This is a genomic window from Algoriphagus antarcticus, assembly GCF_002150685.1.
GTDB classification, from domain to species: domain Bacteria; phylum Bacteroidota; class Bacteroidia; order Cytophagales; family Cyclobacteriaceae; genus Algoriphagus; species Algoriphagus antarcticus.
Map to the genome: position 1 here is coordinate 86,809 of NZ_MSSW01000003.1, position 23,812 is coordinate 110,620.

Genomic DNA, 23,812 nt, shown 5'->3' on the forward strand with positions numbered 1-23,812 from the left:
ATGAAATTCATTACGTTTAAACGTCTCGCTATTTATTTGATCACATTTTTTGTGCTTCTCGGTCTGTCCTTGACGCTTACCAGTTTTTGGAAACAGTGGGATGCTTCATTATATGGAGCATTGTACATTGATGCTGATGCCTATGAGAGCAATCTTTCAGATCAAATTGCGGTAGTCAATATTGAAAAGCCCGATCTCGACAGTAAAGATGCTTCCTTAAAACAATTTAGAGACAAAATCATTGCGTTTCTCAATACCGTAAACGCGCACCACGCCAATAATGAAAATCCAAAAGCCATTCTCTTGGATATTTCCTTTTCCAAAGATACCGTTCAACTGCAGGCTTTAAAAGAAGCTGTGCAACAATTAACCAGCAAGAATGAAAAGGTCTATGCGGTCTATAGTCTAAAGGATTATTTTGATAAATTGCCCATATTTCAATCCAATGATGCTGGGCAGGCCAGAGTGTTGTATGACAGTGTCTTTACAGGAGGGCGCTTACAATCTGGTTTTATAGCTCACGATAATTTGATCACCTATCCTTCTGATATTTACTTGCAAACCGGATTTAGAGACTCTGTCCAAATTGAATCCATCATAAAACGCGTCAACTTAGATCGACAAGGGTCCAAGATAACCCCAGAATTTGAACAATTGGTTTCGCCTTTAGGTCCTATTGAAGCCATGGAGAAACAAACCTACAGCTTTGAGATTCCTGATGGCAGTGGTATGGAGGGAAGTTTTAGTCCAGCCCTGAATATCGATGATAAATTTATCTTGGTGGGCGATCTCAAAAATGATTACCAAGAAGATATTGAAACCCCCCGAACCTATTTTATGGCGTGGGCACTCAATGAGAAACTGGTGGATCAAAAAATGGTAAAACAGCCCATGAACAATTTGGCGATTATCATCGGTCAGACCTTGTTCTTTAGTTTGTTTATAGTCCTTGTTTTTTCATTGCTGTTCAAATATATTACTGCATTGAAAACCAAACCCAAAACATTGGCAGTGCTTGCCTTTATCATAAGTCTGATCTTTTTTGTGCTATATGGCATGCTCATTTATACTTTTGATAGAATCATCCCCATTGGCCTAACCTTATTAGGGATGTTGATTGCGGTACTATTGACCTGGCGTTTTGCTTATAAATTTCTGGTAACGGGCGTAGCGGAAGGTGCCGAAAAATACGATGTGTTTATCAGCTATTCCCATGGCAACAGCGCCTGGATCAAACAAAATGTTTATGAACCCTTAAAAACCTTCAAAAAAGAAAATGGCGAAAGCCTCAACATTTTTTTTGATGAAAAAAGCATTGGCGTTGGCGAAGCCTTTACCTCCAAATATATGTGGGGCATTGTAGACTCCAAAGTCTTCATTCCGGTAATTTCTGAAGAATATTACGGAAAAAACCACTGCAAAAACGAAATGGATTTGGCCTATAAACGTTCCGTTGAAAAACTGCTAAAAATTATACCGATTGCCTTCTCCTATAATTGTGTGCCACAAATCTACACGCACATCAATTTTTTGGACATTACGGTAAATCCTAAATTTATGGAAGCTATTAGGGAGAGCTTATTGAAATAGGAGGGCCTTGTTCTGCTTGGGCACTTTCTGGCAATCATTTATAATAGTCTAGTAATAATACTTTTTCTTGCAGTAAGGATATTACAAAACCCTATTTTTTTCAATTCCCAAGTGTTTTATTGTGAAAGACTGGAAGATTTTTATGCCAATGTATTCCAAAAAAAAAACCGCCATTGAAAGACGGTTTTTGTACACAAAATATTTTTTAACCTATAATAAAGATACCACCTATGGCAAGTACCTCATCCATTGTTAATGGTTCGTCAAACGCTTCTGTAAGCGCATCGTCTCCTCCAAAATTAGCAAACATTCCTGCTAAATTAACGCCACCCTGAACTTTGTCTGATTCAGGCGTTGCGCCTCCATAAACAGCTGCAAATGCTGCTGGTAATGTGTTTTCAGATTGCGTAATCCACCCTTTTTCATCACGCATCCGTCTTACCTGAGCCGCATGTCTCGCTTCTACAGAATGAATTTGCAAAGCATACTGCAATAAGGCATTGTCATTGGCTAAAGCACCAGCTTGTGCTGTGATTTCCACTGGAAAGATACATTTTGAAAGCAATTCACAACCTTATACTCTGTATTAATTCGGTTATGCTGCTGTGATTTCCACTGGAAAGATACATTTTGAAAGCAATTCACAACGTTGCCCGTGAAAGTGAAGACCTGTGCGGTGCTGTGATTTCCACTGGAAAGATACATTTTGAAAGCAATTCACAACTTTGGTTACATACATAGAGTTAATCACATCGCTGTGATTTCCACTGGAAAGATACATTTTGAAAGCAATTCACAACCGGTATCTGTTTTATTGATCTTTTTAGTTAGCTGTGATTTCCACTGGAAAGATACATTTTGAAAGCAATTCACAACTGGAAGCCTTCGCTTGATAGGGCTGGGAATGCTGTGATTTCCACTGGAAAGATACATTTTGAAAGCAATTCACAACCCTGGGGGAAATGACAGCTTTGACGGATTGGCTGTGATTTCCACTGGAAAGATACATTTTGAAAGCAATTCACAACTATTTACAGAACGATTTAAACATAACCCCTGCTGTGATTTCCACTGGAAAGATACATTTTGAAAGCAATTCACAACTTGGATAGGTTGATTCGGAAAGGCTTAAGTGCTGTGATTTCCACTGGAAAGATACATTTTGAAAGCAATTCACAACCGTTCTCTATTTCCTTAAGGCGCCGGGTTAGCTGTGATTTCCACTGGAAAGATACATTTTGAAAGCAATTCACAACGATTTAACAATCCAGCCGCAAAAAGAGCATGCTGTGATTTCCACTGGAAAGATACATTTTGAAAGCAATTCACAACCCAATAGGGAAACGTCTCCACATCCTCCATGCTGTGATTTCCACTGGAAAGATACATTTTGAAAGCAATTCACAACTACTGTATCTTTGCAATCTTTTTTGGTGTCGCTGTGATTTCCACTGGAAAGATACATTTTGAAAGCAATTCACAACTCCTGCCGAGTGGATGTGGACTCCCTTCTGGCTGTGATTTCCACTGGAAAGATACATTTTGAAAGCAATTCACAACACCATAGCACGCGCGACACGCGCGCGCTATCTGTGATTTCCACTGGAAAGATACATTTTGAAAGCAATTCACAATTGACTAGACCTGACTAGTTTGTTTCGTACCTACCAAAGACTCCACGATTTCCTTCAATCGCACCTTATCGGAATTGAAACCAAGGAACGCTATGATAGACTACACTGAGAAAGGGACTTTCTTTCTTAGCCTCCGAAATTACCTAGCATACCAACATCAACCATGTGATTATCAAATATCTGTTCGGATCGCAAGCCTAACTGGGAATGGGGCGAAATAGGATTAGCTGGTTAGGGATGGGTTCGCTTCTGATATTTTCCCAACCAATACAAGCCTGTTCCAATCCCAATCAAAACCGCAGTGAGCCAAATGGAGGTCCAACTCACCTGAAGCATCAGCCAAAGGCAAGCTGAAATCCCCAGTATTGGAATGAGGTAGCCGCCTTTGAGTATGAAGTAGCCCTGGTCACGAAATCTTGGTCTCAGAACCGGAATCGCTGCACAGGTCATAATAAAAAGAAATAATCGGGACAATACTGTCATGGCGGCCAAGAAGGTAAAGGAGCCCATCGCAGCCAAGACAAAAGCGGCTATTCCAAAGAAGAAAACAGAATTGGCTGGAGTTAAAAACTTGCTGCTTACCTCTCCAAACCACGCAGGAAGGGATTTTTCCAAAGCCAAAGCATAGGTGATTCTCGAGGCGGAAAACATCGAGCTTATGAGGTTTGCCAAGACAGAAGTGGCTACGCCAATCATCAGAATTACAGCTCCTGTGCTGCCAAAAAGTGCTGACGAAGCGTCGAGAAGTGGGCTGCTGCTTTCTGCCAAAGTGGGCACGGCAGCCTGCGACACCAATTGGATCAGCATGTAGATCGTGGTAACGACGACCAAGCCAAGAATTAATCCCAAAGGCATATCTCGCTTCGGGTGCTTGGCTTCACCCGCAGGCACGATCGCTCCCTCAAATCCTACAAAAGCATAGATCAAAAGCAACGTAGCTGCACCCAAGTCCGAGCCAGCAGGCAAAGGGCTATCAAATCGAGGAATGACATCAGGACCGATCAGTAAGAATCCTCCGAATATCAATCCGATCAAAACAGAAAATTTGATAATAGTAAAGAGCGTCATGTATCGAATGGACTCAGACGAGCCTAGGATATTGATCAGGCTGAGAAGCCCGCAGGTCAAGGCCAATGAAATCAGTCGACCAATCCCTTCGCCCATGATAGGAAAAAAATAGGCGATGCTGTCTGTAAGCAAGACGGTATTCGCAGCAAACGAAATCAATCGAGCTAGGTAGTACAGCCAACCTCCCTGAAAACCCACAAATGAACCAAAAGCCAGTTTGCCATATCGGATAGGTCCGCCTGTACCCCGGAAGTAACTGCCGATCTCAGCAAAACTCAAAATCACAGGCAGCATCAAGAGCGCGCAGAAAACATAGATCAACACACTGTATTCACCGGCAAGTCTGGCTGCTCCCGAAGGCAATCCAAATATCCCGGCACCAATCAATCCATTGACTACTAGCATCCATACCCCCCAAAGGCCTAGATTTCTGGGTAGTTTTTCTTGAGCTTCTTCGCTTGGTTTATCTTGCACGTGTAGGTGGTTTTTGAAAAAGATTTTTGGCAAGATAATTCGAAAATTGATTTTGGGGGGATTACCAATGTTCAAATATGTTATCGAGATGCTAGTTAGTATTCGACGCTATATCACATTTTGAAATGTCCTACTCATTTCGGTTTAGATTTGTTACTTGGTTTGGAGCAAAACATGTCAGTTTTCCAAGAAGGTTGCGTGAGCTGTGATTTCCACTGGAAAAGCACATTTTGAAAGCAATTCGCCATTGGAAATAGACACATGATGCATGGAGGTTCATATAAAATTCCCCCCTGCCTATCACATTCCTTTTTTGATTTTCATCGATCTTGCCCATCTTAGTTTTTCTATCCAACAATAAACCTCCTTATGCTGAAGAAATTTATTCCAATAGCTGGGCTTATGCTCGGGTTTTTTCAGGCTTACGCCCAATCTCCTGACAAACCCAATATAGTTTTCATCCTTGTGGATGACTTGGGGTATCATGATCTGAGTGTGACGGGAAGTTCCTTTTACGAGACTCCGCATATTGATGAATTGGCATCCAAGTCCTATCAGTTTTCTCAAGGATATACAGCTTCACCTGTATGCAGCCCTGCACGAGCAAGTATCATGACCGGAGTCACACCTGCTGTTCATCATATTACCGATTGGATCGGAGCTCCTGAGGGTGAAGCCTGGAGGAAATATGGTCGGCATACGAAACTTTTGCCTCCCAACTATGAGCATTCATTAAAGTCATCCTTTGTGACACTTCCGGAAGCTTTGAGAGATTCAGGTTACGAGACTTTTTTTGCAGGAAAATGGCATCTGGGAGGAGAGGGTTCGTATCCAGAAGATCATGGTTTTGATATCAATAAGGGTGGATATTCAGCAGGAAGCCCCATGGGAGGATATTTTGCTCCCTATGAAAACCCAAAACTTGAGCAAGGCCCTGATGGTGAAAATCTAAGTATGCGATTGGCCAATGAAACGGCGAAATTCATAGAAGGGACACATCAAAAGCCATTTTTTGCGATGCTATCCTTTTACGCAGTGCATGGCCCCATTCAGACTACGGAGGAGAAATGGTCAAAATACAGAGCGAAAGCAGCAGCAAATGGCCTAGCTGATCATGCCTTTACTATGGAGCGAAGACTTCCAATCCGGCAAGTTCAAGACAATCCCGTATATGCGGGATTAGTGGAGGCGATGGATGATGCAGTTGGAGTTGTGTTGGAAACATTGAAAAAGCAGGGATTGGAAGAAAATACGATTGTGGTATTTACTTCAGATCATGGAGGGGTAGCTTCCGGGGATGCTTATTCTACTTCTAATCTACCACTAAGAGGAGGTAAGGGCTATCAATGGGAGGGTGGCTTGCGCGTTCCCTACTTTATCAAAATACCGGGACAGAAAGAGTTGATTAGACTCGATACACCAGCTAGTGGCATTGATTTATACCCTACGCTTTTAGAGTTGGCAGGAGTAGAGATGCCTCAAAATGCAAATATGGAGGGCCTAAGTTTGGCACCGGCGATGATGGGTAAGAAAATGGCTGATCGGGCGCTATATTGGCATTATCCGCACTATGGCAACCAAGGTGGTGATCCTAGCTCTATCATCAGGGAAGGCGATTGGAAACTGATCTACTACTGGGAGGATAAAAGTGCAGAGCTTTATAACCTCGCAACTGATCCAAGCGAGCAGAGCAATCTTGCTTCAGAGAATCACAAAGAGGTGCAAAGGCTTTCAGGAAAATTGATGAAGTGGCTTGCTGAAACCGATGCCAACCAGCCTACTTTGGATCCTGAGTATGATGAGGAGCTACACCAAGCGGTATTGGACAAAAACAAAAGCGAAAGAATGCCAGCATTGGAAGCAGAGCGGGTAAAGATGCTTGCACCAGATTGGCAGCCCAATGCGGATTGGTGGGGGAGTAAGGTGACCAAGGATTGAAGTGAAAGTTTAGCTACTGGATTTTTGCGATTAGTATCTCATTTTTTTGCAAATCAGGTAGTTTGTGTCACTTCCAGTAAAAATAGCAATGTCACCGGATTGTTGATTGGAAGTATAACTATTTTGTAATAGTTAATTTTTTGAAGTTTGAATTTTATGAGAGATTTATTTCCCTAATTATCAATAAGATAAGATCTCATGACGAAATTAGTATTCTTGGAAGACACTCTTATTTATGAGCCAAGAATTCTAGTATAACTTAGACTTTTAAGGTTATGAAAAACTCAATAAAAAAGAAACTGCTTTGTTTCTTAATTCTCATTTCATCCATTTTCACTGAAGCATATGCTCAGGGATCTGATAAAATTGACAGCCTCAGAAAGGCATTATTTGAAACTAAATTTGATACAAATAGAGTCAAAATCTATCATCTTCTGAGCAAGCACCTGAGCAGGAATGACAATCAACCACTCTTGGCAAGACCATATGCAGATAGTGCTTATGCTTTATCCAAGAAAATAGGATATATAGATGGGGTAGGGCTTAGCTACTTGAGGTATGGGAATATTGAAAAAGTCAGCGGTAATCATCAATTAGCACTTCAGTACCTGGATTCAGCGCTGACTTATTTTACGCCTCTGGGAGATTCATCACATGTAGCTGATGCATTGTATGATTTGGCGGCTATAAACAGAAACATGGGTAATTATGAGAAATGCTTGCCGTATTACTTTAGGGTGCTCAAAATCAGTGAAATGGAGAATAACCAACTTTCTACAGCCAGCACTTTGACGAGTATAGGGATAGTATATAGGCTGCTGAAACAATATGATTCATCTATTGAAAATTACAAAAGGGCACTTGTGATTTTAGATAGTTTGGGGAATTTGACCCGAATGGCCACATGTCTAAATGGTTTAGGCGGTGTATACGGCGATATGAAGGATTATAATCAATCCAAACAATATTTTATAAGAGCACTTAGAATCAATCAAGAATTGGGAAATGATAGAGAATCCGCCTTTCAATTAGCAAATCTAGGACATATTGAAAATGATCTGGGTAACTATCAACAAGCTTTGGATTATCAGTTGAAGACATTGGCAATTAGAGAGAAAATACCCAGAAAGGACGATTTGGCAAAAAGTTACAGAAATGTCGGAGAAGCCTATTTCAAAGTAAATATGCCATCTAAAGCACGACAATATTTATTGAAAGGACTGGATTTGTCTAAAGAGATCAACTCAATGCCAATTTCGAGAGATATCTATGCGATTCTCAAGGATATCAGTGCGGCGGAAAATGATTTCAAGACAGCATATAACTATCAGACGCTTTTCATGCAGGCAAAGGACAGTGTAATGAATGAGGAATCTATAAAACATATAGATGAACTCCAGGCTCAGTATGAAAGTGAAAAGAAAGATCAAGCAATAGTGTTGTTGGCACAGGAAAAAGCATTGAATCAACAGGAAGTTCAGCGTCAGATTACCATTAAAAGAGCTTTTCTTGGTGGATTTATATTGGTAAGTTTAGTAGCATTTTTGGTAATTTATATTTTGAGAAACCGTCTCAAAAATCAGGAACGTTTGGCTTCCAAAAATAAAGAGATTCAGGAAATCGACTTTAAGCGTCAATTGACTGAACTGGAGATGAAAGCTCTCCAAGCTCAGATCAACCCGCATTTTATTTTCAATTGCTTAAATTCCATCAACCAATTGATACTAGACGGAGATAAAAAAAATGCATCTAGGTATCTTACAAAATTCAGCAGACTTATTAGAATGATCCTGGAAAATGCAGAGTCTTCGGAGGTTTCCCTTAAAAATGAGCTTCAATTACTAGAATCATATATCCAGTTAGAATCCCTTCGATTTGGTGGTAAGATTAAATATCAGCTTAATTTGATGAATGATATTGACCTTGATAATACATACCTGCCTTGCATGTTGCTTCAGCCATTTATCGAAAATGCGATTTGGCATGGGTTAATGAACAGGCAATCCAATGCGGAGGGACTGATTTCTATTTCACTGAAGCAAAAGGTGGATCAATTAATTTGCCAAATTGAAGATAATGGAGTTGGCAGACAGAAAGCATTTGAACTCAAAAAGTCTTCAGTCTGGAAAAGTAAATCACTCGGTCTCCAACTCACCGAAGAGAGGTTAAGACTAATGAGTAAGGAATTTAAAAAACAACTTATAAAAATTTCTGATCTAAAAGATAAAGCCGGCGAGGCCCTTGGTACTAGAGTCACTGTAATAATTCCAATCAGCTAAAAATGATACAGGCAATAGTCATAGATGATGAGGAGAAGGGTAGAGAATCCTTAGTTTATTCTATAGAGAAATATTGTCCGGAAGTAGAAATCATAGCTGTGTGTAGAGGTCCTGAAGAAGGAATTCAGATGATTGAATCATTGAAACCATCTCTTGTTTTTTTGGATATTCAGATGCCTGTATTATCTGGATTTGATGTATTGAGCAGACTTTCACCAATTGATTTTGAAGTGATCTTCGTGACTTCTTATGATAAATATGCGATTAAGGCCATTAGATTCAGTGCACTTGATTATCTGTTAAAGCCCATAGATGTCGATGAGTTGATTCAAGCTGTACGCAGAGCCAAAGAGAATAGTAGTAATCGGGAAGAGTCTGGACATAGATATGAATCAGTACTTCATAATATCAATCGTACACAGGGAAAAATAGAAAGACTGGCAATACCCACGCTGGATGGGATAGACTTTTTCCAGGTAGAGGAGATAATTTATTTACAGGCCAGTGGAAGTTATACTTCTATTTTTCTTTCTGGAAAAAGAAATCAGCTGGTTTCTAAAAATTTGAAAGACTTCGAAGTGATGCTCATCAATCAAGGATTCTGTCGAGTTCATAATTCCTATCTGATCAATATGAAACATGTGCTCAAATACATTAAAGGAGAAGGCGGCTATGTGATTTTGACAGATGATCACCATGTGGATATTTCTCGCAGGAGAAAAGATATTTTTTTGAATTTGCTGAATAGAATTTAATATGATTATACGGAATCTTGCCAGTAGAAAATTTATAGAATCAAAAATTCAAAGACACCTTGAATTCTGGTTTACTCCGGTCTTCGGTCATCGGTCTTCCAACCCATTGACCAAAGAGAATTCGCTTACTGCCAGAAAAGCGTGCATACATATAATTTAATCTATAATCTGCTTGCTCGTTTTTTTTGGTTTGAGGGAGAGCGCCGGTTGTTTGTTTTTTCCTGCCAATTCTGAACTGACACCGACCATAGGTAAAGTCCGCTTAGCTTTAATACAAGAGCCAGCCTAATTTTATTTCATCTTAACCAGTTGCAAAATTATTTTTTGCCACTGCAGATAAGCATGACGGCTAATCCATGGATCAGCATATACATGCTTTTAAATCAAATATTTTTATCCTAAACTATCAAGAAGATGAAAGTTAAAATCACGTTGGAAAAACTCCTTGTCACAGACAACGGTGATCCATCACATGAACCAAACGGGGAACTGTATTACAGTTTTAAAGTAAACGGTGCCGAGCTGGCTAGCCGGGAAAAAAATAATCCCGAAGACGTAAAAGATGGCGCAACTGTTCAATTGGGAAAAATCAAAGAGTTGGATGTCAGTAGCACTGCGACAATAAATATCAGTGGCTTTGTGGGCGATGTAGATAAGGGATTTAATGGTGACGATGAATTCGATGATTTTTCGTTAGATCTAAATACATCCAATAATTGGAAGCAAGGAAGTAACACAGTACACCTTGTAGATGGAAGGCTAAATGTCACCCTTTACTACAAGGTGGAAGCTGAAGGAGAAACAACAGGCGAAAGTCTGAATACTCCAAAGAAGACAGCTTCTTTGACTCTTGTTTCGTTTTTAGACAATGATTTCTATAAACTTATCCAGAATGCAGCTATCAATTATGGGGCGTGTTTTGAGGGATACGATAAGAGTGTGTTGATGAAAAAGACTTATAACACTTCGCCAAAACCCACTATTCACTCCAGGGATACTTCGAAAAAAGCTTTTCTTGATTTGATGAGGGATTTGGCTGATGATGGCTACTCAATCGATTTGTTTATCTGTAGTCATGGTACCAAAGAATGTATCACTCTTGACGATGGGCAAGAGATCTCCAATGCGGACATTAATAGTCTGGGAACAGGGAAATATGCAGGAGGAAAATTTCCTCTGAGGATGGCTTATCAAGTAAATTGTCACGCCTCTACTCTGAACAACAACTTTATCTCAATTGGTGCTAAGGCGGTAATGGGGCGTAAAGAAATTAATTTCTACCCTAACCAAATTACCAAATTTGTAAATCATTGGAATGAAGGAGATAGATTTGACCAGGCACTGAATGAATCAGATACCGCATCTTCCAGAACAGTGATGCAATTACTTATAGTGGCAGATTCTAAAGTCAAGAAGTTTTCACCAAGGTGTCCACTGGTGGAAAATGTATTGAACAAAAATGACGGGGCTGAAGCTTACTTTACAAAGTATTGGCTGTCTAAAAGTGAGTACAATAGTAGTGCTAGTGGGAAGGATAATATGAATGACTCATCCAAGCAAGTTATTGCCGGTGATCCAGGCCTTAGAAAAGCAGATAGACCATCTTGGTGATAAGCAGTAGTATTAAAATCAAATGCCTTTCGGATCTTCTGGAAGGCATTTTTTAATGTTATTTCTTTTGAGAATTCTGATTTGACAGCCGAATACTGACTTATTCTCAATTAATCCCTAAGAGACACCGAACCTTATTTTTAAGCTGGATAAATTGAAAGCAGACTTTGAATCCCCCAACTCCAAGGAGTAAAAAATCCTGAGTATGATGCTGTCTATAAAAAAGAGTCCATAGAAAAAGCAATGTAATAAACACAAAAGCCATCGTGTGATGGCTCTTGTGTTAATGACTTATGGCTGGAATCAGATTACAGATTCGAAGTAGGCTATAGTTTTAATCAACCCTTCTCTGAGATTTACAGTAGGTTCCCAGTCCAATTCTTTTTTCGCCAGATCAATCAAAGGTCTCCTTTGCATAGGATCATCTTGAGGCAATGGCAAAAAGACCATTTTACTATTGCTATTGGTGAGATCGATGATTTGCTGTGCAAGTTGCAGCATCGTGAATTCATCCGGGTTGCCAATATTCACTGGGCCAGTGAATCCATCCCGGCTATTCATTAGCCTGTACATGCCTTCGATATTATCGTCCACATAGCAGAAAGAACGTGTTTGCTTTCCGTCTCCATACATGGTAATGTTTTCGCCTTTTAGCGCTTGTACTATAAAGTTACTCACAACCCGACCATCGTTCGGGTGCATTCTTGGGCCATAGGTATTGAAAATCCGCATGACTTTGATTGCTACTTTATGTTGTCTGTAGTAATCGAAAAAGAGCGTTTCTGCACATCTCTTTCCTTCATCGTAGCAGGCTCTTGGACCAAGAGTATTTACACTTCCTTTGTAAGATTCTGGCTGAGGGTGAACTTCCGGATCTCCATAAATCTCTGAAGTACTTGCCTGTAAAATTTTGATTTTTAATCTTTTAGCAAGTCCAAGCATATTCATAGCTCCAATGACAGACGTTTTGGTAGTCTGAACTGGGTCAAATTGATAATGAATAGGAGAGGCAGGACAAGCCAAATTATAGATTTCATCTACTTCTACATAAAGTGGATGCGTGACATCGTGACGAAGTAATTCAAAATTCTTGTTGTCAAGAAGGTGGTGGATGTTTCTTCTGTTGCCAGTGAAAAAATTATCTACACAAAGAACTTCATTTCCTTCAGATAGAAGGCGATCACAAAGGTGGCTGCCAAGAAATCCGCCGCCACCACTTACTAAAACTCGTTTCATTCAATTAAAACAAAAAGTTCAAAAACACTTGTGGCCAAAAATAAGCAATTGTTTCTCAAAATAAGGAAATACAATTGGGCAATCGGTATATCAATGCGACTTACACCAGATACTTAATCACTTTGGCTGGATTTCCGGCTATTACTACATCTGATGGGAAATCTTTAGTCACCACAGCCCCTGCGGCAATAACTGTTCGCTCCCCGATAGTCACTCCGGGACAGATCACTGCTGATCCACCTATCCATACATCCGAGCCAATGGTAATGGGTTTGCCATATTCCCACATTTCTCCTCTTTTGACAGGATCGAGTGGGTGAGTGGCTGGGTAAAACTGGACATTTGGCGCCACAAATACGCGATCGCCAAGGGTGACTTTGCAGACGTCTAGTACTACGCAATTGAAGTTGAAGAACACATCGTCTCCAACTTCAATATTTGATCCGTAGTCGCAATAGAATGGAGGCTCTACCCAGAAATTCTTCCCAGCTTTTCCAAAAATTTTTCTTACCAGAGAAATTCTCAAATCGGTATTTTCCGGATCCGAGTCATTGAAGGTTTTTACCAGTTTTCTCACCTCTAAGCGCTCTGTTACCAATTCAGGATCATTGGCTTGGTAGAGTTCGCCTGCTAGCATTTTCTCCTTTTCTGTCATTTTTTTTGACTGTATAATAATCCTGCTTCTACACCTCTGATTTCTGCCAAACCTTTTAATCTGCCGATTGCTGAATAGCCAGGGTTGGTTTTTTTGCTCAGGTCATCCAGCATCAGATGGCCATGGTCAGGTCGCATAGGTAGGCTTTTGCCTCGCTTCTGCTGCACCTGAATGATCTCATCGATCACTGCCACCATCGGTACATTTCCTTCCAGGTGATTGTCTTCAAAGAAGTTGCCAGCCTCATCTCTTTTGGTGCTTCGCAAATGGATGAAATGGATGTGATCACCAAATTCTCTCACCATAGCAGGCAGATCATTGTCCGCACGTACTCCAAAAGAACCGGTACAGAAAGTCAACCCATTGGATGGGCTTGGCTGATCTCGCAGAATCCTTCTTGCATCATCTGCTGTGCTCATGATTCTGGGAAGACCGAATAATGGAAATGGAGGATCATCCGGGTGGATTGCTACACAAACTCCGTTTTCTTCAGCGACAGGGACGATAGCATCCAGAAAAAGTCTCAAGTGCTCAGCTAGCTTAGCTGCATCGATTCCATCGTATGTTGCCAGCATGGTTTTAAATTCTTCTAATGTATAGCCGATCTCCGAACCTGGAAGCCCTTTCAGCATATTATCGAAGATCATCTGATGCTTGGCAGGGGTCAGCGCTTCGTAGTAAACTTTTACTTTATCATATTCTTGCTGAGAATATTCAGCTTCTGCACCTTCTCTTTCCAGGATAAAAAGGTCAAATGCCTGAACAGCTTTTTTCTCGTAAAGCAAGGCTTTCGCACCGTTTGGAAGCTCATATTCCAGGTCTGTTCTCGTCCAGTCAAGGATCGGCATGAAATTATAACAAACAGTGAAGATGCCTTCTGCAGCAAGATTTCGAAGGGTTTCTTTATAGTTTTCGATTACCTCAAGGTAATTTCCCGAGCGTGTTTTGATGACTTCATGAACGGGAACCGACTCTACTACTGACCAAGTCAAACCGGCAGCTTCAATGATGTTTTTACGTTTTTTTATTTCTTCTCGCGACCATGTTTCGCCATTGGGAATATGGTGTAGAGCCGTTACAATTCCGGTTGCTCCTGACTGGAGAATATCTCTTAAACTAACAGGGTCATTTGGTCCATACCAGCGCATGGTTTGCTCCATTTTATAGGTCATTGTTTTATGAGTTAGTTGTTTTAAAATAGGATTACGAGCAATGTTGCCAATAGCCAAATATTCTGATCTTAATTAATTTCCTTCATTTCTCTCAAAAAGGAGATTCGAAGTATTGAAATAATTCATCACCCTCGGGGAAGCCGGGGGCAAAGAAAATGTTAGATAAACAAGCCCTGAAGGGGTGCAACTTTCAGGTCTCGCCCTTTCAGGGCTCTTGAAAGCTTAGGTATTCATTTGCCCTGCACTTCGTACAGGGTTATGAATGGTTCGGCTCCTTCGGAGCTATTCCAAAATTTATATAATTTAATATGAGTATCCGTAATCCTGCACGTTGCCAAATATAATACTGATTTGCTTCCTCAAATCCCTCCCGATATTCGGGGCAGGCTCTTACCCCCTTTGAGAAAGGGGGAATTTGATCCGATTTAGAATCAAGATTTAGCTTTTTTCCGGAACGTGCAACAAAGCGAACACTCATTTAATTTAATATGATTATACGGAATCTTGCCAGTAGAAAATTTATAGGATCGAAGATCCAAAGACACCTTGAATTCTGGTTTACTCCGGTCTTCCAACCCATTGACCAAAGAGAATTCGCTTACTGGCAGAAAAGCGTACGTACATAATTTAATTATAACAACACTGGCCTCCATATTATCTTATGTTTGGTTCTCTATACTAGAATGAAAGCGAAAGTGATTTATCAGAGATTTGAGATTTCAAATCGCTAAACTCCCGAGTAAGCACCGAATCCACCATCTACAGCTACGATAGTTCCTGTGACGAAAGCCGAAGCTTCAGCGCAAAGCCAATGCAAAGCTCCATTCAGATCTTCTGGCTTGCCAAATCTATGCATGGGCGTGTGGCTTATAATCTGATTGCCTCTGCCAGTCAAGTTCCCATCAGGTTCGGTGAGAAGTGCTCTGTTTTGCTCAGTCAGGAAAAATCCCGGAGCAATGGCATTTACTCTGTATTCTGGGCCGTGTTTGGTGCAAAGCTCCACGGATAGAAACTTGGTAAGGTTATCAATCGCCGCTTTGGCAGAAGCGTAACCCAGCACCCGTGTCATTGGCCTGGAAGCAGCCATAGAGCTGATGTTTATGATGTTTCCCTTGCCATTCTTCAGCATTAGTGGAAAAAGAATCTTGCAAGGGATGGCTGTTCCGAGGTAGTTCAGATCCATTACTTTTCGCAAGGCATCCAGCTCCAAATCCTGTAGCGTTTTGTCTGGAGTGATTACTGCTCCGGGCATATTTCCTCCGGCGGCATTGATCAGTATGTCAATGTAGCCATGCTCTTTTTCTATTTCTGAAAAGACTCTCTGAATGCTAGCTTCATCAGTGACATCGCAGATATAGCCAAATGCTTTGCCTCCGGAATCGGCTATTTGCTTTACCAGGTCTTTTACTTTATCAGGATTGCGACCCAAGATCAGGACTTCTGCTTCTTCACCGGCTAGGTATGAACTCATGGATTGACCAAGAACGCCAGTGGCACCCGAAAAGGCTATTTTTTTCCCGTGGAGGGAGAATAGAGAACTACTCATAATTAAACGTGAAAGTTTTTTGGACTAAAGTCAAAGTATTGTTTTGCGTTGTTGTAGCAGATATCAGAGATGATGCCGCCCAACCATTTTTCATCCCAAGGAAGTTCGCCATTGGCTACGTCTTGTCCAAAAAGATTGCATAGTACACGACGGAAATATTCATGACGTGGAAAAGAAAGGAAGCTGCGGGAATCTGTAAGCATCCCTATAAAACAGCTGATCAGCCCCATATTCGATAGGGTATTGATTTGCTTTTCCATACCATCCTTCTGATCCAGATACCACCAGCCAGAGCCGAACTGTATTTTTCCCTTGATTGAACCGTCGTTGAAATTACCTATCATCGTGGCAAAAATCTCATTGTCGCCAGGGTTGTTGTTATAGATGGCAGTTTTGGCAAGTTGATCATTCAAATTCAATCTATTGAAAAAGCCACCCATTGCTTTCGCTTGGGAAAAATCCCCAATAGAATCAAATCCAGTGTCAGGACCCAAGATCCGAAGTGAGCGCTCATTGGTATTTCGCAGAGCCCCTAGGTGAAATTGCTGTACCCAACCTTTTGCATGATACATTTTGCATAGGGCAAGGAGCGTAGTGTATTTGAAGAAATTCACTTCTTGTGTTGAGAGTACTTTTCCTGCCTGCACTTGTTTGAAAATGGTTTCGATGGAATAGTCATTTTCTCCAAAAAAGTATAATTGCTCCAGCCCATGATCAGATAGTCTGCAACCTCTTTCATGGAAATAATCAATTCGTTTGTTTAGCGCTTCCACTAATTTTTCGAAAGAGGTGATTTCAATGCCCGTGGTCCCGCCAAGTTGGTTAAGATAATTCAAATAGAAGGTTGGGTTCTCTACTGCATAGGCTTTATCAGGTCGGAAAGCTGGATACATACCAAGCTTATTTCCTTTTTTGTGGAAAGAAACATGCTGATCCAAGGAATCCAAAGGATCGTCTGTGGAGCACACGACTTCCACTTTCATTTGTGCCAAAAGCCCTTGAGTGGAATAAGTATCTTGCTCCAAGGCAGTATTACAATGCTTGTAAACTTCAGTGGCATTCGCTTCAGACAGTAATTCGTCAAACCCAAAATATCTTTTCAGCTCCAGATGAGACCAATGATAAAGTGGGTTTCTAAGTGTGTGAGGTAAGGTCTTTGCCCAATGCATGAATTTCTCTTCGTCTGACGCATCGCCAGTTATGAACTTTTCATTGATACCGAAGGTCCGCATTGCCCGCCATTTGTAATGGTCACCTGCAAGCCAGATTTGAGAAATATTTTCAAACTTTTTATTTGCATTGATTTCCGTAGGCGGAAGGTGATTGTGATAATCTATGATGGGAAGATCTTTGGCATATTGATGAAAAAGCGTTTTGGCAAAATCATTTTGCAATAGAAAATCGTCAGACAAGAATGACGCTTTCGTGGTGGTATAAGGCATTTGATATTTAGGCTTAAATTCTACAACTGATTATTAACTTAAAAATACCCTGAATCAACTTCATTTGAGGAATAAAATGCGGAAACGATTTCGAAATTATGCAGGCGGTATAGGTTTAATAACCCCAATGATTTGTAATTTGTACGCAATAATTAACCCAGTTTACCCTTAATATCATGATTTCAGGAATTAGTTTGAAAGAGTTGGCCGCTGAACTAAATCTCGCGCCTTCTACTGTTTCAAGAGCTTTAAACGATAGTTACGAAATTTCAGAAGCAACTAAGAAAAAGGTAATTAGCATGGCTGAGAAGCTAAATTACCATGCCAATCCCTTCGCAAGAAGTTTGCGCGAAAACAAGAGTAAAACCATTGCTGTAATTATCCCGGAGCGCATCAATAGCTTTTTTGCGCAGGTAATGGATGGCATAGAAGAAATTGCACAAGAACATGGATACCATCTCTTAGTTTATAATACACATGAGGATACGGAGCGGGAGCGAAAAATCGTGAATTTGCTCTTAAATGGAAGAGCAGATGCAATTGTCATGTCGGTTACCAGTCAAACAAGTGATATCTCGCATTTGCGAAAATTGCATGATAGGGGACTTCCCATCATATTTTTTGATAGAATAAGAGCAGAAATTCCTACCACAAAATTCATTACGAATGACTACGAAAGTGCCTATGAAGGAACCAAGCATCTGATTAAGCAAGGCTGCAAAAGAATTGCATTGTTTACGTTATGCAAAGATCTTTCGATTAGTCAAGAGAGACAACGAGGTTATAATGATGCTATCAAAAGCGAAGGCTGGGAATTGGATCCAGGGTTGACACTTTACTGTAGCCATAATGAAGAGATTAATGTGAAATTAATAGAAGAATTTTTGCAATCGCCTGATCGACCAGATGGTATTTTGTCATCCGTTGAGAAGTTGGCCTTTGCAACTTATCATGCAGTAAAAAGAACAAAATTGAGAATTCCTTCAGATTTGAAATTGATTAGTTTTTCCAATTCCTCGATTGCAGGTTTGCTAAACCCTTCACTTTCTACTATCACTCAGCCAGCTTTATCTATTGGAAATGAATGTGCAGAGTTGCTTATTAAGAAATTGACAAAGCCTCTGCATTATGATTTGATAGATCAGGTGGTCACTATTCCTTCTAAGATCACGATCAGAGAATCGACTTTGGGAGAATAGTGAGAAAAGAAATTAGCTTTGGGATGCTGTTGCGATAATCGTAACAGCTTTTTTTTGAGCCTTTAAAAATGGGATAAAAAAAACGGAGACCAATTTATTAAACTGGCCTCCGTAACAAAGCCTCTGCTGTGAAAATCACTCTTCAAAGCGTATAGCTAAGTATTTTAATCTTATTTATTCGTCCGTTTCGATAGTCGTGAGCGGAGGAATGTTGTTTTCAAAACCGTAGTACCCCTCATTTTGGTTTAGGTGACCTTTGGTATTTGAATTAATAGCATTCTGTGGAATTGGCCAAAGTACGTGGTAAGGACTTAGCGTATAAGTGTCTCCGTGTCTGGTAAATACGCCCTTATTGTAGTAATCAGTTACTTCCATAATTCTATCGTAATAGAAATTATTTTGAGAGAAGTCAGCCTCATTATAGCTCTTACCATTGTAAGGAGTTTTGCCAGTCATTGCAAAGATTCTTGCCATTCTAGTCAGTTCAGTTTTTCTAGGCTCTTCATAGTATAGTTCTCTAGCTCTTTCATCCAAAACAGTACCGATAGTAATATCAGCTGCAGTGTATGGAGCAGCACCCGCTCTAGTTCTTACAGCGTTAATATCCGCTGCAGCACCAGCAAGGTCGCCCAGCCAATATTTAGTTTCAGCTCTCAATAGATATGATTCAGCAAGTCGGAAAATATACCAGTCTGTATTTCCACCTTGTGGTTGAGGACGGTTCGGATCTGGTACATACAGTTTGTAATGCGGCCATGAGAACCAGCTTCTGATGGTATCTACTACTATTACTACCCCGGCATCATTTCTGAATTCAAGATTTTCACCGTAATAGGGGTCTGAACCGGAGATGCCAGGATTATTATACACAAGGTCTGACATATTCATCCAGTTGCCTGGAGCATGTCTTAAGTCATTTTCATCATCCCAAATCATGCTTTGGTGATACCATGTACCTCTCAATCTCCCTATACCTCTTCCAAATTCAGTCACTTGGTCGATTGAAATTCCTGCCCGATCCGAAGTTCCTTTGTTTCCAGCAGGAGTGTTGATATTTGATCCCCAAAAAGGCACGGCGTTTCTCATCGTAATAATACCACTTGAATTTCCATCCGTATCAATTCTATCCATCACAAGAAGGATAGACTCAGTGTTACGTACAGTGGATTTGTTTTCAGGTCTATGAAGATCCCAAATCACATTTTTAGTAGGGTCGCCTGCATCCACACCAAACCTCTCTGTCATGAGTGCATAAGGCCCACTATCAATTAATCTATTTGCTACATCTAATGCATCTTGGAATTCACCGAGAGCAAGATTGATTTTGATCAAAAGATGCTGGAGGGCTCCTTTAGGCACTCTTCCTCTATCCATCACTACCGGAATCCATTCCTCTCCCCACTCAAGATCTTCTTTCATTTTTTTTAGAATCACCGTACGCTCGGTAGAGTAGAAGTCAAGTTTTGGTTGGATGACTTCTTCTAAAATCAAGGGTATGTCACCAAATTGTTGAGTTAGTCTATAGTAACGCAGTGATCTATGGAAATAGGCAGTTGCAAGAATATGGTTCCTTTCACCTTCATTTTCATAATCCTGAGGTTCATCGATTCTGGAAACTACTGTATTTGCATACTTGATTCCTTTGTATCCCTCATACCAGTACCATCCGATTCTGTTTGTATTTGTACTGTTGAGATTTGCATCTGGTGTGATCAGAAGGTCCATATCCTGAGCAGGTCCGGATTTATCGGTCGTACCTTCGATAGCTACTTCGGAGAAAATGTGCTCCGTAAGAATAGGGGAGCCATCACCGGTATATTCATGGCGCATGTTTCTTTCACAGGCAACCAAGGCTGCCCATAATCCACTTGCTTCATTATAGGTATTCTCTGGAGAGTAGAAAGACAAAGGCTTAGGTTCCAACCAATCTTCATTACATCCAGAAGTCACTGCTATAATCAATCCTGTCAAAAGGATCTTTATTGAGTTTGTTTTACTTCTTATATTCATTTTAGTTTTTTTTTAGGCTTACAATGTAACGTCAATTCCAAGTGTGAAATATCTCGGGATAGGGCCAGAGTTTTCTGGATCCCAGAAGTCCCATTGAGGAGCATGGTATCCAACATTTCTGATGTTGCCATACACACGTAGATTTGCGATTTTAGCTTTCTCTACCAATTGCTTAGGGAAACTGTAACCCATAGAGATGTTCTCTAGGCGGATGAAGGATCTTTTGCGGTAAATATTATACCCACCAGCACTACCCTCGCTAGAGTTTAGCCTTGCCCATTCGTTACTAGGGTTTTCTTCTGTCCAATATGGAGTCACATAGGAGCTGGTTCTATCCAAGAAGCCATCTCTGTTTTTCATCTGGTTGAACGAACCTACATGTCCCCAGTAAGAATACATCATGAAAGAAACGTCTATGTTTTTGAATAAAGTAAACTCATTTCTCAAACTCCAACGGAAACGTGGTTCGGTATAGCCTTGGAATTGTCTGTCAGCATTTGTGAATTTACCATCACCATCTACATCTTGAACTTTGAAATCACCTGGCTTCACCCCGTATTCTCCAGCAGCTTCAGCTTCTTCAGTTTGCCAGATACCTAGGGTTTTATAATTCCAAATCTGGTCGATTGCGCGACCGATGAACCATCCATTGCTTGGATCGTCTAGTTCTACACCATTTTCGTCCAAATCACCATACAAGCTCACAATTTCGTTTCTGTTCAATTGAAAGTTTCCAGTTGTTCTCCAAATGAAGTTGCTTCTTTCAAAGTTGGTAGAATTCAATGTGAGTTCGAAACCCTTGTTATCCACTTGACCTAGATTGTCATATACGTAGTTGAAGCCTAGGAAATCAGGGAGACTTCTCTCTACCAGCAAATCAGAAGTGGACATTTTGTACATCTCCAAAGTACCGGTCAATCTGGTTTTGAGGATTGAGAAATCTAAACCTAGGTTGAAAGATTCAGTTCTTTCCCACTTAAGGTTGTTGTTTTGCATTCTGTTTACATAGAGCTGATTCACCAGATATAGCTCGCCGCTTGGTCTTTCGTAGAAATACTTACCCGTATTCAAATCGGAAAGTGCTACATATCTACCAATATCTCTGTTACCGTTGCTACCCCAAGAGAATCTCATTTTCCCGAAGTCCAGCCAGTCAATATTTATAAAGTCCTCATCGGAGAATATCCATCCAACTGCTGCTGAATAGAATAACGCTCTAGGGTTACTCTGACCAAACGCCGAATACCCATCTCTTCTTACCGATACTGTGGTGGAATATTTCCCATCGTAAGAATAGATCAATCGGCCCATTAGGGCATCGCCTGTACTGTATTCGTCATTACTGGAGATGATTGGGTTGATACCGCCACCAATGTTATGATATCCAAGACGATCATGAGGCTCAAAACCATTATTAGTCATGGTGTTATCCCAAGACTGGAATTTCTCTGCGTTTATTAAGAAAGTGGCATTGAAATCATGCTTCTCAGCGAAAGTTTTTTGCCAAGTCAATATGTTATCAATTTGCCAGTAATATTCCTTGCGCTGTCTTCTAGAAGCTATACCGCCTTGGGCGCCCCACACTTCGTGAGCAGCAGATTGGTGATTGAAGTATTCATAATACTCAAATCTTGGAGTGAAATTGGTTCTGAAGTTGAAGCCAAATGGAAGCTTAATAGCAGCATAAATAGTAGAGTTGATATTCACATCTCTATCAATTCTGTCTATGTAAGTTCTATCATAAAAAGGATGTGTTCCACCGCTTTGCTCATCATTTGGTCTCCATTTGTAAGTTCCGTCCTCGTTATACTCGGAGCCCCATGGAGATAGAGTTCTATACAAGTTCCAGTTAACAGTTACCTGACTTTGATCCTGAGTAGCAAATTGAACGTTCATTCCGACAGTAAGCCACTTGTTTACTTTGCCTTCTAGGTTGATTCTGGTTCGGATAGTCTCATATTCATCACCGATGATGATACCTTCGTTATTCAGATAGCCTACAGACCAGTAATAGTTGAAGTTTTCATTTCTGCCAGATAGGCTGACTGTGTAATCTTGTCTAAATCCTGTCTGAAAAATCTTATCTCTCCAATCCACAGAATTACCAGCTTGATAATTCTGGATTTCTTCAGGCTGCATATTCAATCTTTGGAGCCAAACGGTGACCGGGTCTCCAGCTGACCCATCATAAGCCAACCAATCTTCTAGTGAAATATTACTCGGTAGGGTTCTAGGATCCGAGAATTCATAAGGATCATAACCACCTGCGTTGATACTTTTGAATACATCTTCTCTCCAGCTTACAAATCCATCTGGGCCATATACCTCAGGAAAAGTAGCCATACTAGCCAGACCAGCATTCATGTTGAATTTGATAGTAGGCTTACCGAATGTTCCTTTTTTAGTCGTAATCAATATTACTCCATTGGCAGCTTTAGCTCCAAATACAGCTGCAGCACTTGCGTCCTTGAGTACTTCTAGGTTTTCAATATCATTTGGATTGATATCAGCTAGTTCACCATAGTAAATAGCGCCGTCCAAAACCAATAGGGGAGAATTTCCAGCATTTAGGGAAGTCTGCCCTCTTACCTGAAGTGATCCACCACCTTTGGCAGAGGTACTGATTCCTACATTCAGTCCAGCGGCATTACCTCTAAGGATATCCTGTACTGAATTCGGGTTTTCGTTTTCTAATTTGTTGGGATTGACTGAAGATACAGCGCCGGTAATATCCCGTTTTTTGGCGGTACCATATCCAATTACTACTACTTCCTCTAGATCGGAAGTATTTGGGTTCATCCGAATGTCTATTACGGATTGATTACCGATTTCCATTTCTATCGGATCATATCCGATAAATGAAAATACCAAAACACCATCTTGTGGTGCGCTTATGGAGTATTTTCCATCGAGATCGGTTGTCGTACCTGTAGTCGTGCCTTTAAGTAAGACCGTTACTCCAGGAAGAGCCATGTCTGTTTCATCTAAAACAGTACCTGTGATTTGTACTTCTTGTGCATGCGTCAATGTGACGCTCATACATAGGAAAAATACAAACAACCAGAGGTTTTTGTAAAATTTGTACCACATAAGTAGAGAGTTAATGGTTAATGAATAAATTGATTTAAATGTTAATTAATTTGTATTAAGAATTATTAACATTCCAATGTAAAATAAAATAGTTCTTCTGTCCTTATACCACC

Annotated in this window: 15 protein-coding genes and 1 CRISPR repeat array; of the genes, 6 read left to right on the forward strand and 9 right to left on the reverse strand. The window is 40.5% G+C overall.

Annotated elements, in window-relative coordinates; translation table 11 throughout:
• Entirely contained in the window at positions 1–1,590 is a 1,590-nt protein-coding gene (locus BVH04_RS02570; protein WP_169714343.1) for a toll/interleukin-1 receptor domain-containing protein, read from the forward strand.
• Positions 1,591–1,795: 205 nt separating this feature from the next.
• Here the strand turns inward: BVH04_RS02570 and BVH04_RS02575 are convergent, their stop codons facing one another.
• Together BVH04_RS02575 and BVH04_RS02580 are read right to left on the reverse strand one after the other, a co-directional pair.
• A complete protein-coding gene (locus BVH04_RS02575) occupies positions 1,796–2,023 on the reverse strand; it encodes a hypothetical protein (RefSeq protein ID WP_240510810.1) in 228 nt (75 codons plus the stop codon).
• 94 nt (positions 2,024–2,117) lie between these two features.
• A CRISPR array of direct repeats spans positions 2,118–3,225; the repeat unit is 46 nt; unit sequence GCTGTGATTTCCACTGGAAAGATACATTTTGAAAGCAATTCACAAC.
• Positions 3,226–3,455: 230 nt separating this feature from the next.
• Positions 3,456–4,766: an APC family permease gene (locus BVH04_RS02580; protein ID WP_240510811.1), complete on the reverse strand. Its 1,311-nt coding sequence runs from the start codon at positions 4,764–4,766 to the stop codon at positions 3,456–3,458.
• Between the two features lie 369 nt (positions 4,767–5,135).
• Between BVH04_RS02580 and BVH04_RS02585 the strand changes: the two genes are divergently transcribed.
• The 4 genes from BVH04_RS02585 (at position 5,136) to BVH04_RS02600 (ending at position 11,349) form a co-directional block, all read left to right on the forward strand.
• Positions 5,136–6,704, forward strand: coding sequence for a sulfatase (locus BVH04_RS02585; RefSeq protein WP_086539768.1), 1,569 nt, complete (start codon positions 5,136–5,138; stop codon positions 6,702–6,704).
• Between the two features lie 275 nt (positions 6,705–6,979).
• A complete protein-coding gene (locus BVH04_RS02590; RefSeq protein WP_086539769.1) occupies positions 6,980–8,983 on the forward strand; it encodes a tetratricopeptide repeat-containing sensor histidine kinase in 2,004 nt (667 codons plus the stop codon).
• 2 nt (positions 8,984–8,985) lie between these two features.
• A complete protein-coding gene (locus tag BVH04_RS02595; RefSeq protein WP_086539770.1) occupies positions 8,986–9,738 on the forward strand; it encodes a LytR/AlgR family response regulator transcription factor in 753 nt (250 codons plus the stop codon).
• A 414-nt stretch (positions 9,739–10,152) separates the two neighbouring features.
• On the forward strand, positions 10,153–11,349 hold the full coding sequence (locus BVH04_RS02600) for a hypothetical protein (RefSeq protein ID WP_086539771.1): 1,197 nt from the start codon (positions 10,153–10,155) through the stop codon (positions 11,347–11,349).
• Positions 11,350–11,652: 303 nt separating this feature from the next.
• Here BVH04_RS02600 and BVH04_RS02605 read toward each other — a convergent pair whose 3' ends face one another.
• The 5 genes from BVH04_RS02605 to uxaC all read right to left on the reverse strand — a co-directional run bounded on the left by BVH04_RS02605 (position 11,653) and on the right by uxaC (position 17,400).
• On the reverse strand, positions 11,653–12,585 hold the full coding sequence (locus BVH04_RS02605; protein WP_086539772.1) for a UDP-glucuronic acid decarboxylase family protein: 933 nt from the start codon (positions 12,583–12,585) through the stop codon (positions 11,653–11,655).
• 100 nt (positions 12,586–12,685) lie between these two features.
• The gene (locus BVH04_RS02610) at positions 12,686–13,240 is read right to left on the reverse strand and encodes a sugar O-acetyltransferase (protein ID WP_086539773.1); all 555 of its coding nucleotides are present in this window, start codon (positions 13,238–13,240) and stop codon (positions 12,686–12,688) included.
• The gene (gene uxuA, locus BVH04_RS02615; protein ID WP_086539774.1) at positions 13,237–14,412 is read right to left on the reverse strand and encodes a mannonate dehydratase; all 1,176 of its coding nucleotides are present in this window, start codon (positions 14,410–14,412) and stop codon (positions 13,237–13,239) included. Before uxuA ends, BVH04_RS02610 begins: the two co-directional genes overlap by 4 nt.
• 727 nt (positions 14,413–15,139) lie before the next feature.
• Positions 15,140–15,958 carry an SDR family oxidoreductase gene (locus BVH04_RS02620; protein ID WP_086539775.1) on the reverse strand — a complete coding sequence of 273 codons (819 nt, stop codon included), beginning with the start codon at positions 15,956–15,958 and terminating at the stop codon, positions 15,140–15,142.
• Positions 15,959–15,960: 2 nt separating this feature from the next.
• A complete protein-coding gene (uxaC, locus tag BVH04_RS02625; protein WP_086539776.1) occupies positions 15,961–17,400 on the reverse strand; it encodes a glucuronate isomerase in 1,440 nt (479 codons plus the stop codon).
• A gap of 176 nt (positions 17,401–17,576) precedes the next feature.
• Here uxaC and BVH04_RS02630 point away from each other — a divergent pair, with 176 nt between their 5' ends.
• Positions 17,577–18,599: a LacI family DNA-binding transcriptional regulator gene (locus BVH04_RS02630; protein WP_086539777.1), complete on the forward strand. Its 1,023-nt coding sequence runs from the start codon at positions 17,577–17,579 to the stop codon at positions 18,597–18,599.
• A gap of 174 nt (positions 18,600–18,773) precedes the next feature.
• Here BVH04_RS02630 and BVH04_RS02635 read toward each other — a convergent pair whose 3' ends face one another.
• Both BVH04_RS02635 and BVH04_RS02640 read right to left on the reverse strand, forming a co-directional pair.
• Entirely contained in the window at positions 18,774–20,609 is a 1,836-nt protein-coding gene (locus BVH04_RS02635; protein ID WP_086539778.1) for a RagB/SusD family nutrient uptake outer membrane protein, read from the reverse strand.
• 18 nt (positions 20,610–20,627) lie between these two features.
• Positions 20,628–23,699 (reverse strand): SusC/RagA family TonB-linked outer membrane protein, encoded by a 3,072-nt coding sequence (locus tag BVH04_RS02640; RefSeq protein ID WP_086539779.1) that lies wholly within the window; start codon positions 23,697–23,699, stop codon positions 20,628–20,630.
• Positions 23,700–23,812: the final 113 nt, after the last annotated feature.

What these genes read in the sequence shown, in the direction of transcription:
- BVH04_RS02570 (WP_169714343.1), top strand. Translation starts at nt 1, where the DNA reads ATGAAATTCATTACGTTTAAACGTCTCGCTATTTATTTGATCACATTT.
- BVH04_RS02575 (WP_240510810.1), bottom strand. Translation starts at nt 2,023, where the DNA reads ATGCGTGATGAAAAAGGGTGGATTACGCAATCTGAAAACACATTACCA.
- BVH04_RS02585 (WP_086539768.1), top strand. Translation starts at nt 5,136, where the DNA reads ATGCTGAAGAAATTTATTCCAATAGCTGGGCTTATGCTCGGGTTTTTT.
- BVH04_RS02590 (WP_086539769.1), top strand. Translation starts at nt 6,980, where the DNA reads ATGAAAAACTCAATAAAAAAGAAACTGCTTTGTTTCTTAATTCTCATT.
- BVH04_RS02595 (WP_086539770.1), top strand. Translation starts at nt 8,986, where the DNA reads ATGATACAGGCAATAGTCATAGATGATGAGGAGAAGGGTAGAGAATCC.
- BVH04_RS02600 (WP_086539771.1), top strand. Translation starts at nt 10,153, where the DNA reads ATGAAAGTTAAAATCACGTTGGAAAAACTCCTTGTCACAGACAACGGT.
- BVH04_RS02605 (WP_086539772.1), bottom strand. Translation starts at nt 12,585, where the DNA reads ATGAAACGAGTTTTAGTAAGTGGTGGCGGCGGATTTCTTGGCAGCCAC.
- BVH04_RS02610 (WP_086539773.1), bottom strand. Translation starts at nt 13,240, where the DNA reads ATGACAGAAAAGGAGAAAATGCTAGCAGGCGAACTCTACCAAGCCAAT.
- uxuA (WP_086539774.1), bottom strand. Translation starts at nt 14,412, where the DNA reads ATGACCTATAAAATGGAGCAAACCATGCGCTGGTATGGACCAAATGAC.
- BVH04_RS02620 (WP_086539775.1), bottom strand. Translation starts at nt 15,958, where the DNA reads ATGAGTAGTTCTCTATTCTCCCTCCACGGGAAAAAAATAGCCTTTTCG.
- uxaC (WP_086539776.1), bottom strand. Translation starts at nt 17,400, where the DNA reads ATGCCTTATACCACCACGAAAGCGTCATTCTTGTCTGACGATTTTCTA.
- BVH04_RS02630 (WP_086539777.1), top strand. Translation starts at nt 17,577, where the DNA reads ATGATTTCAGGAATTAGTTTGAAAGAGTTGGCCGCTGAACTAAATCTC.
- BVH04_RS02635 (WP_086539778.1), bottom strand. Translation starts at nt 20,609, where the DNA reads ATGAATATAAGAAGTAAAACAAACTCAATAAAGATCCTTTTGACAGGA.
- BVH04_RS02640 (WP_086539779.1), bottom strand. Translation starts at nt 23,699, where the DNA reads ATGTGGTACAAATTTTACAAAAACCTCTGGTTGTTTGTATTTTTCCTA.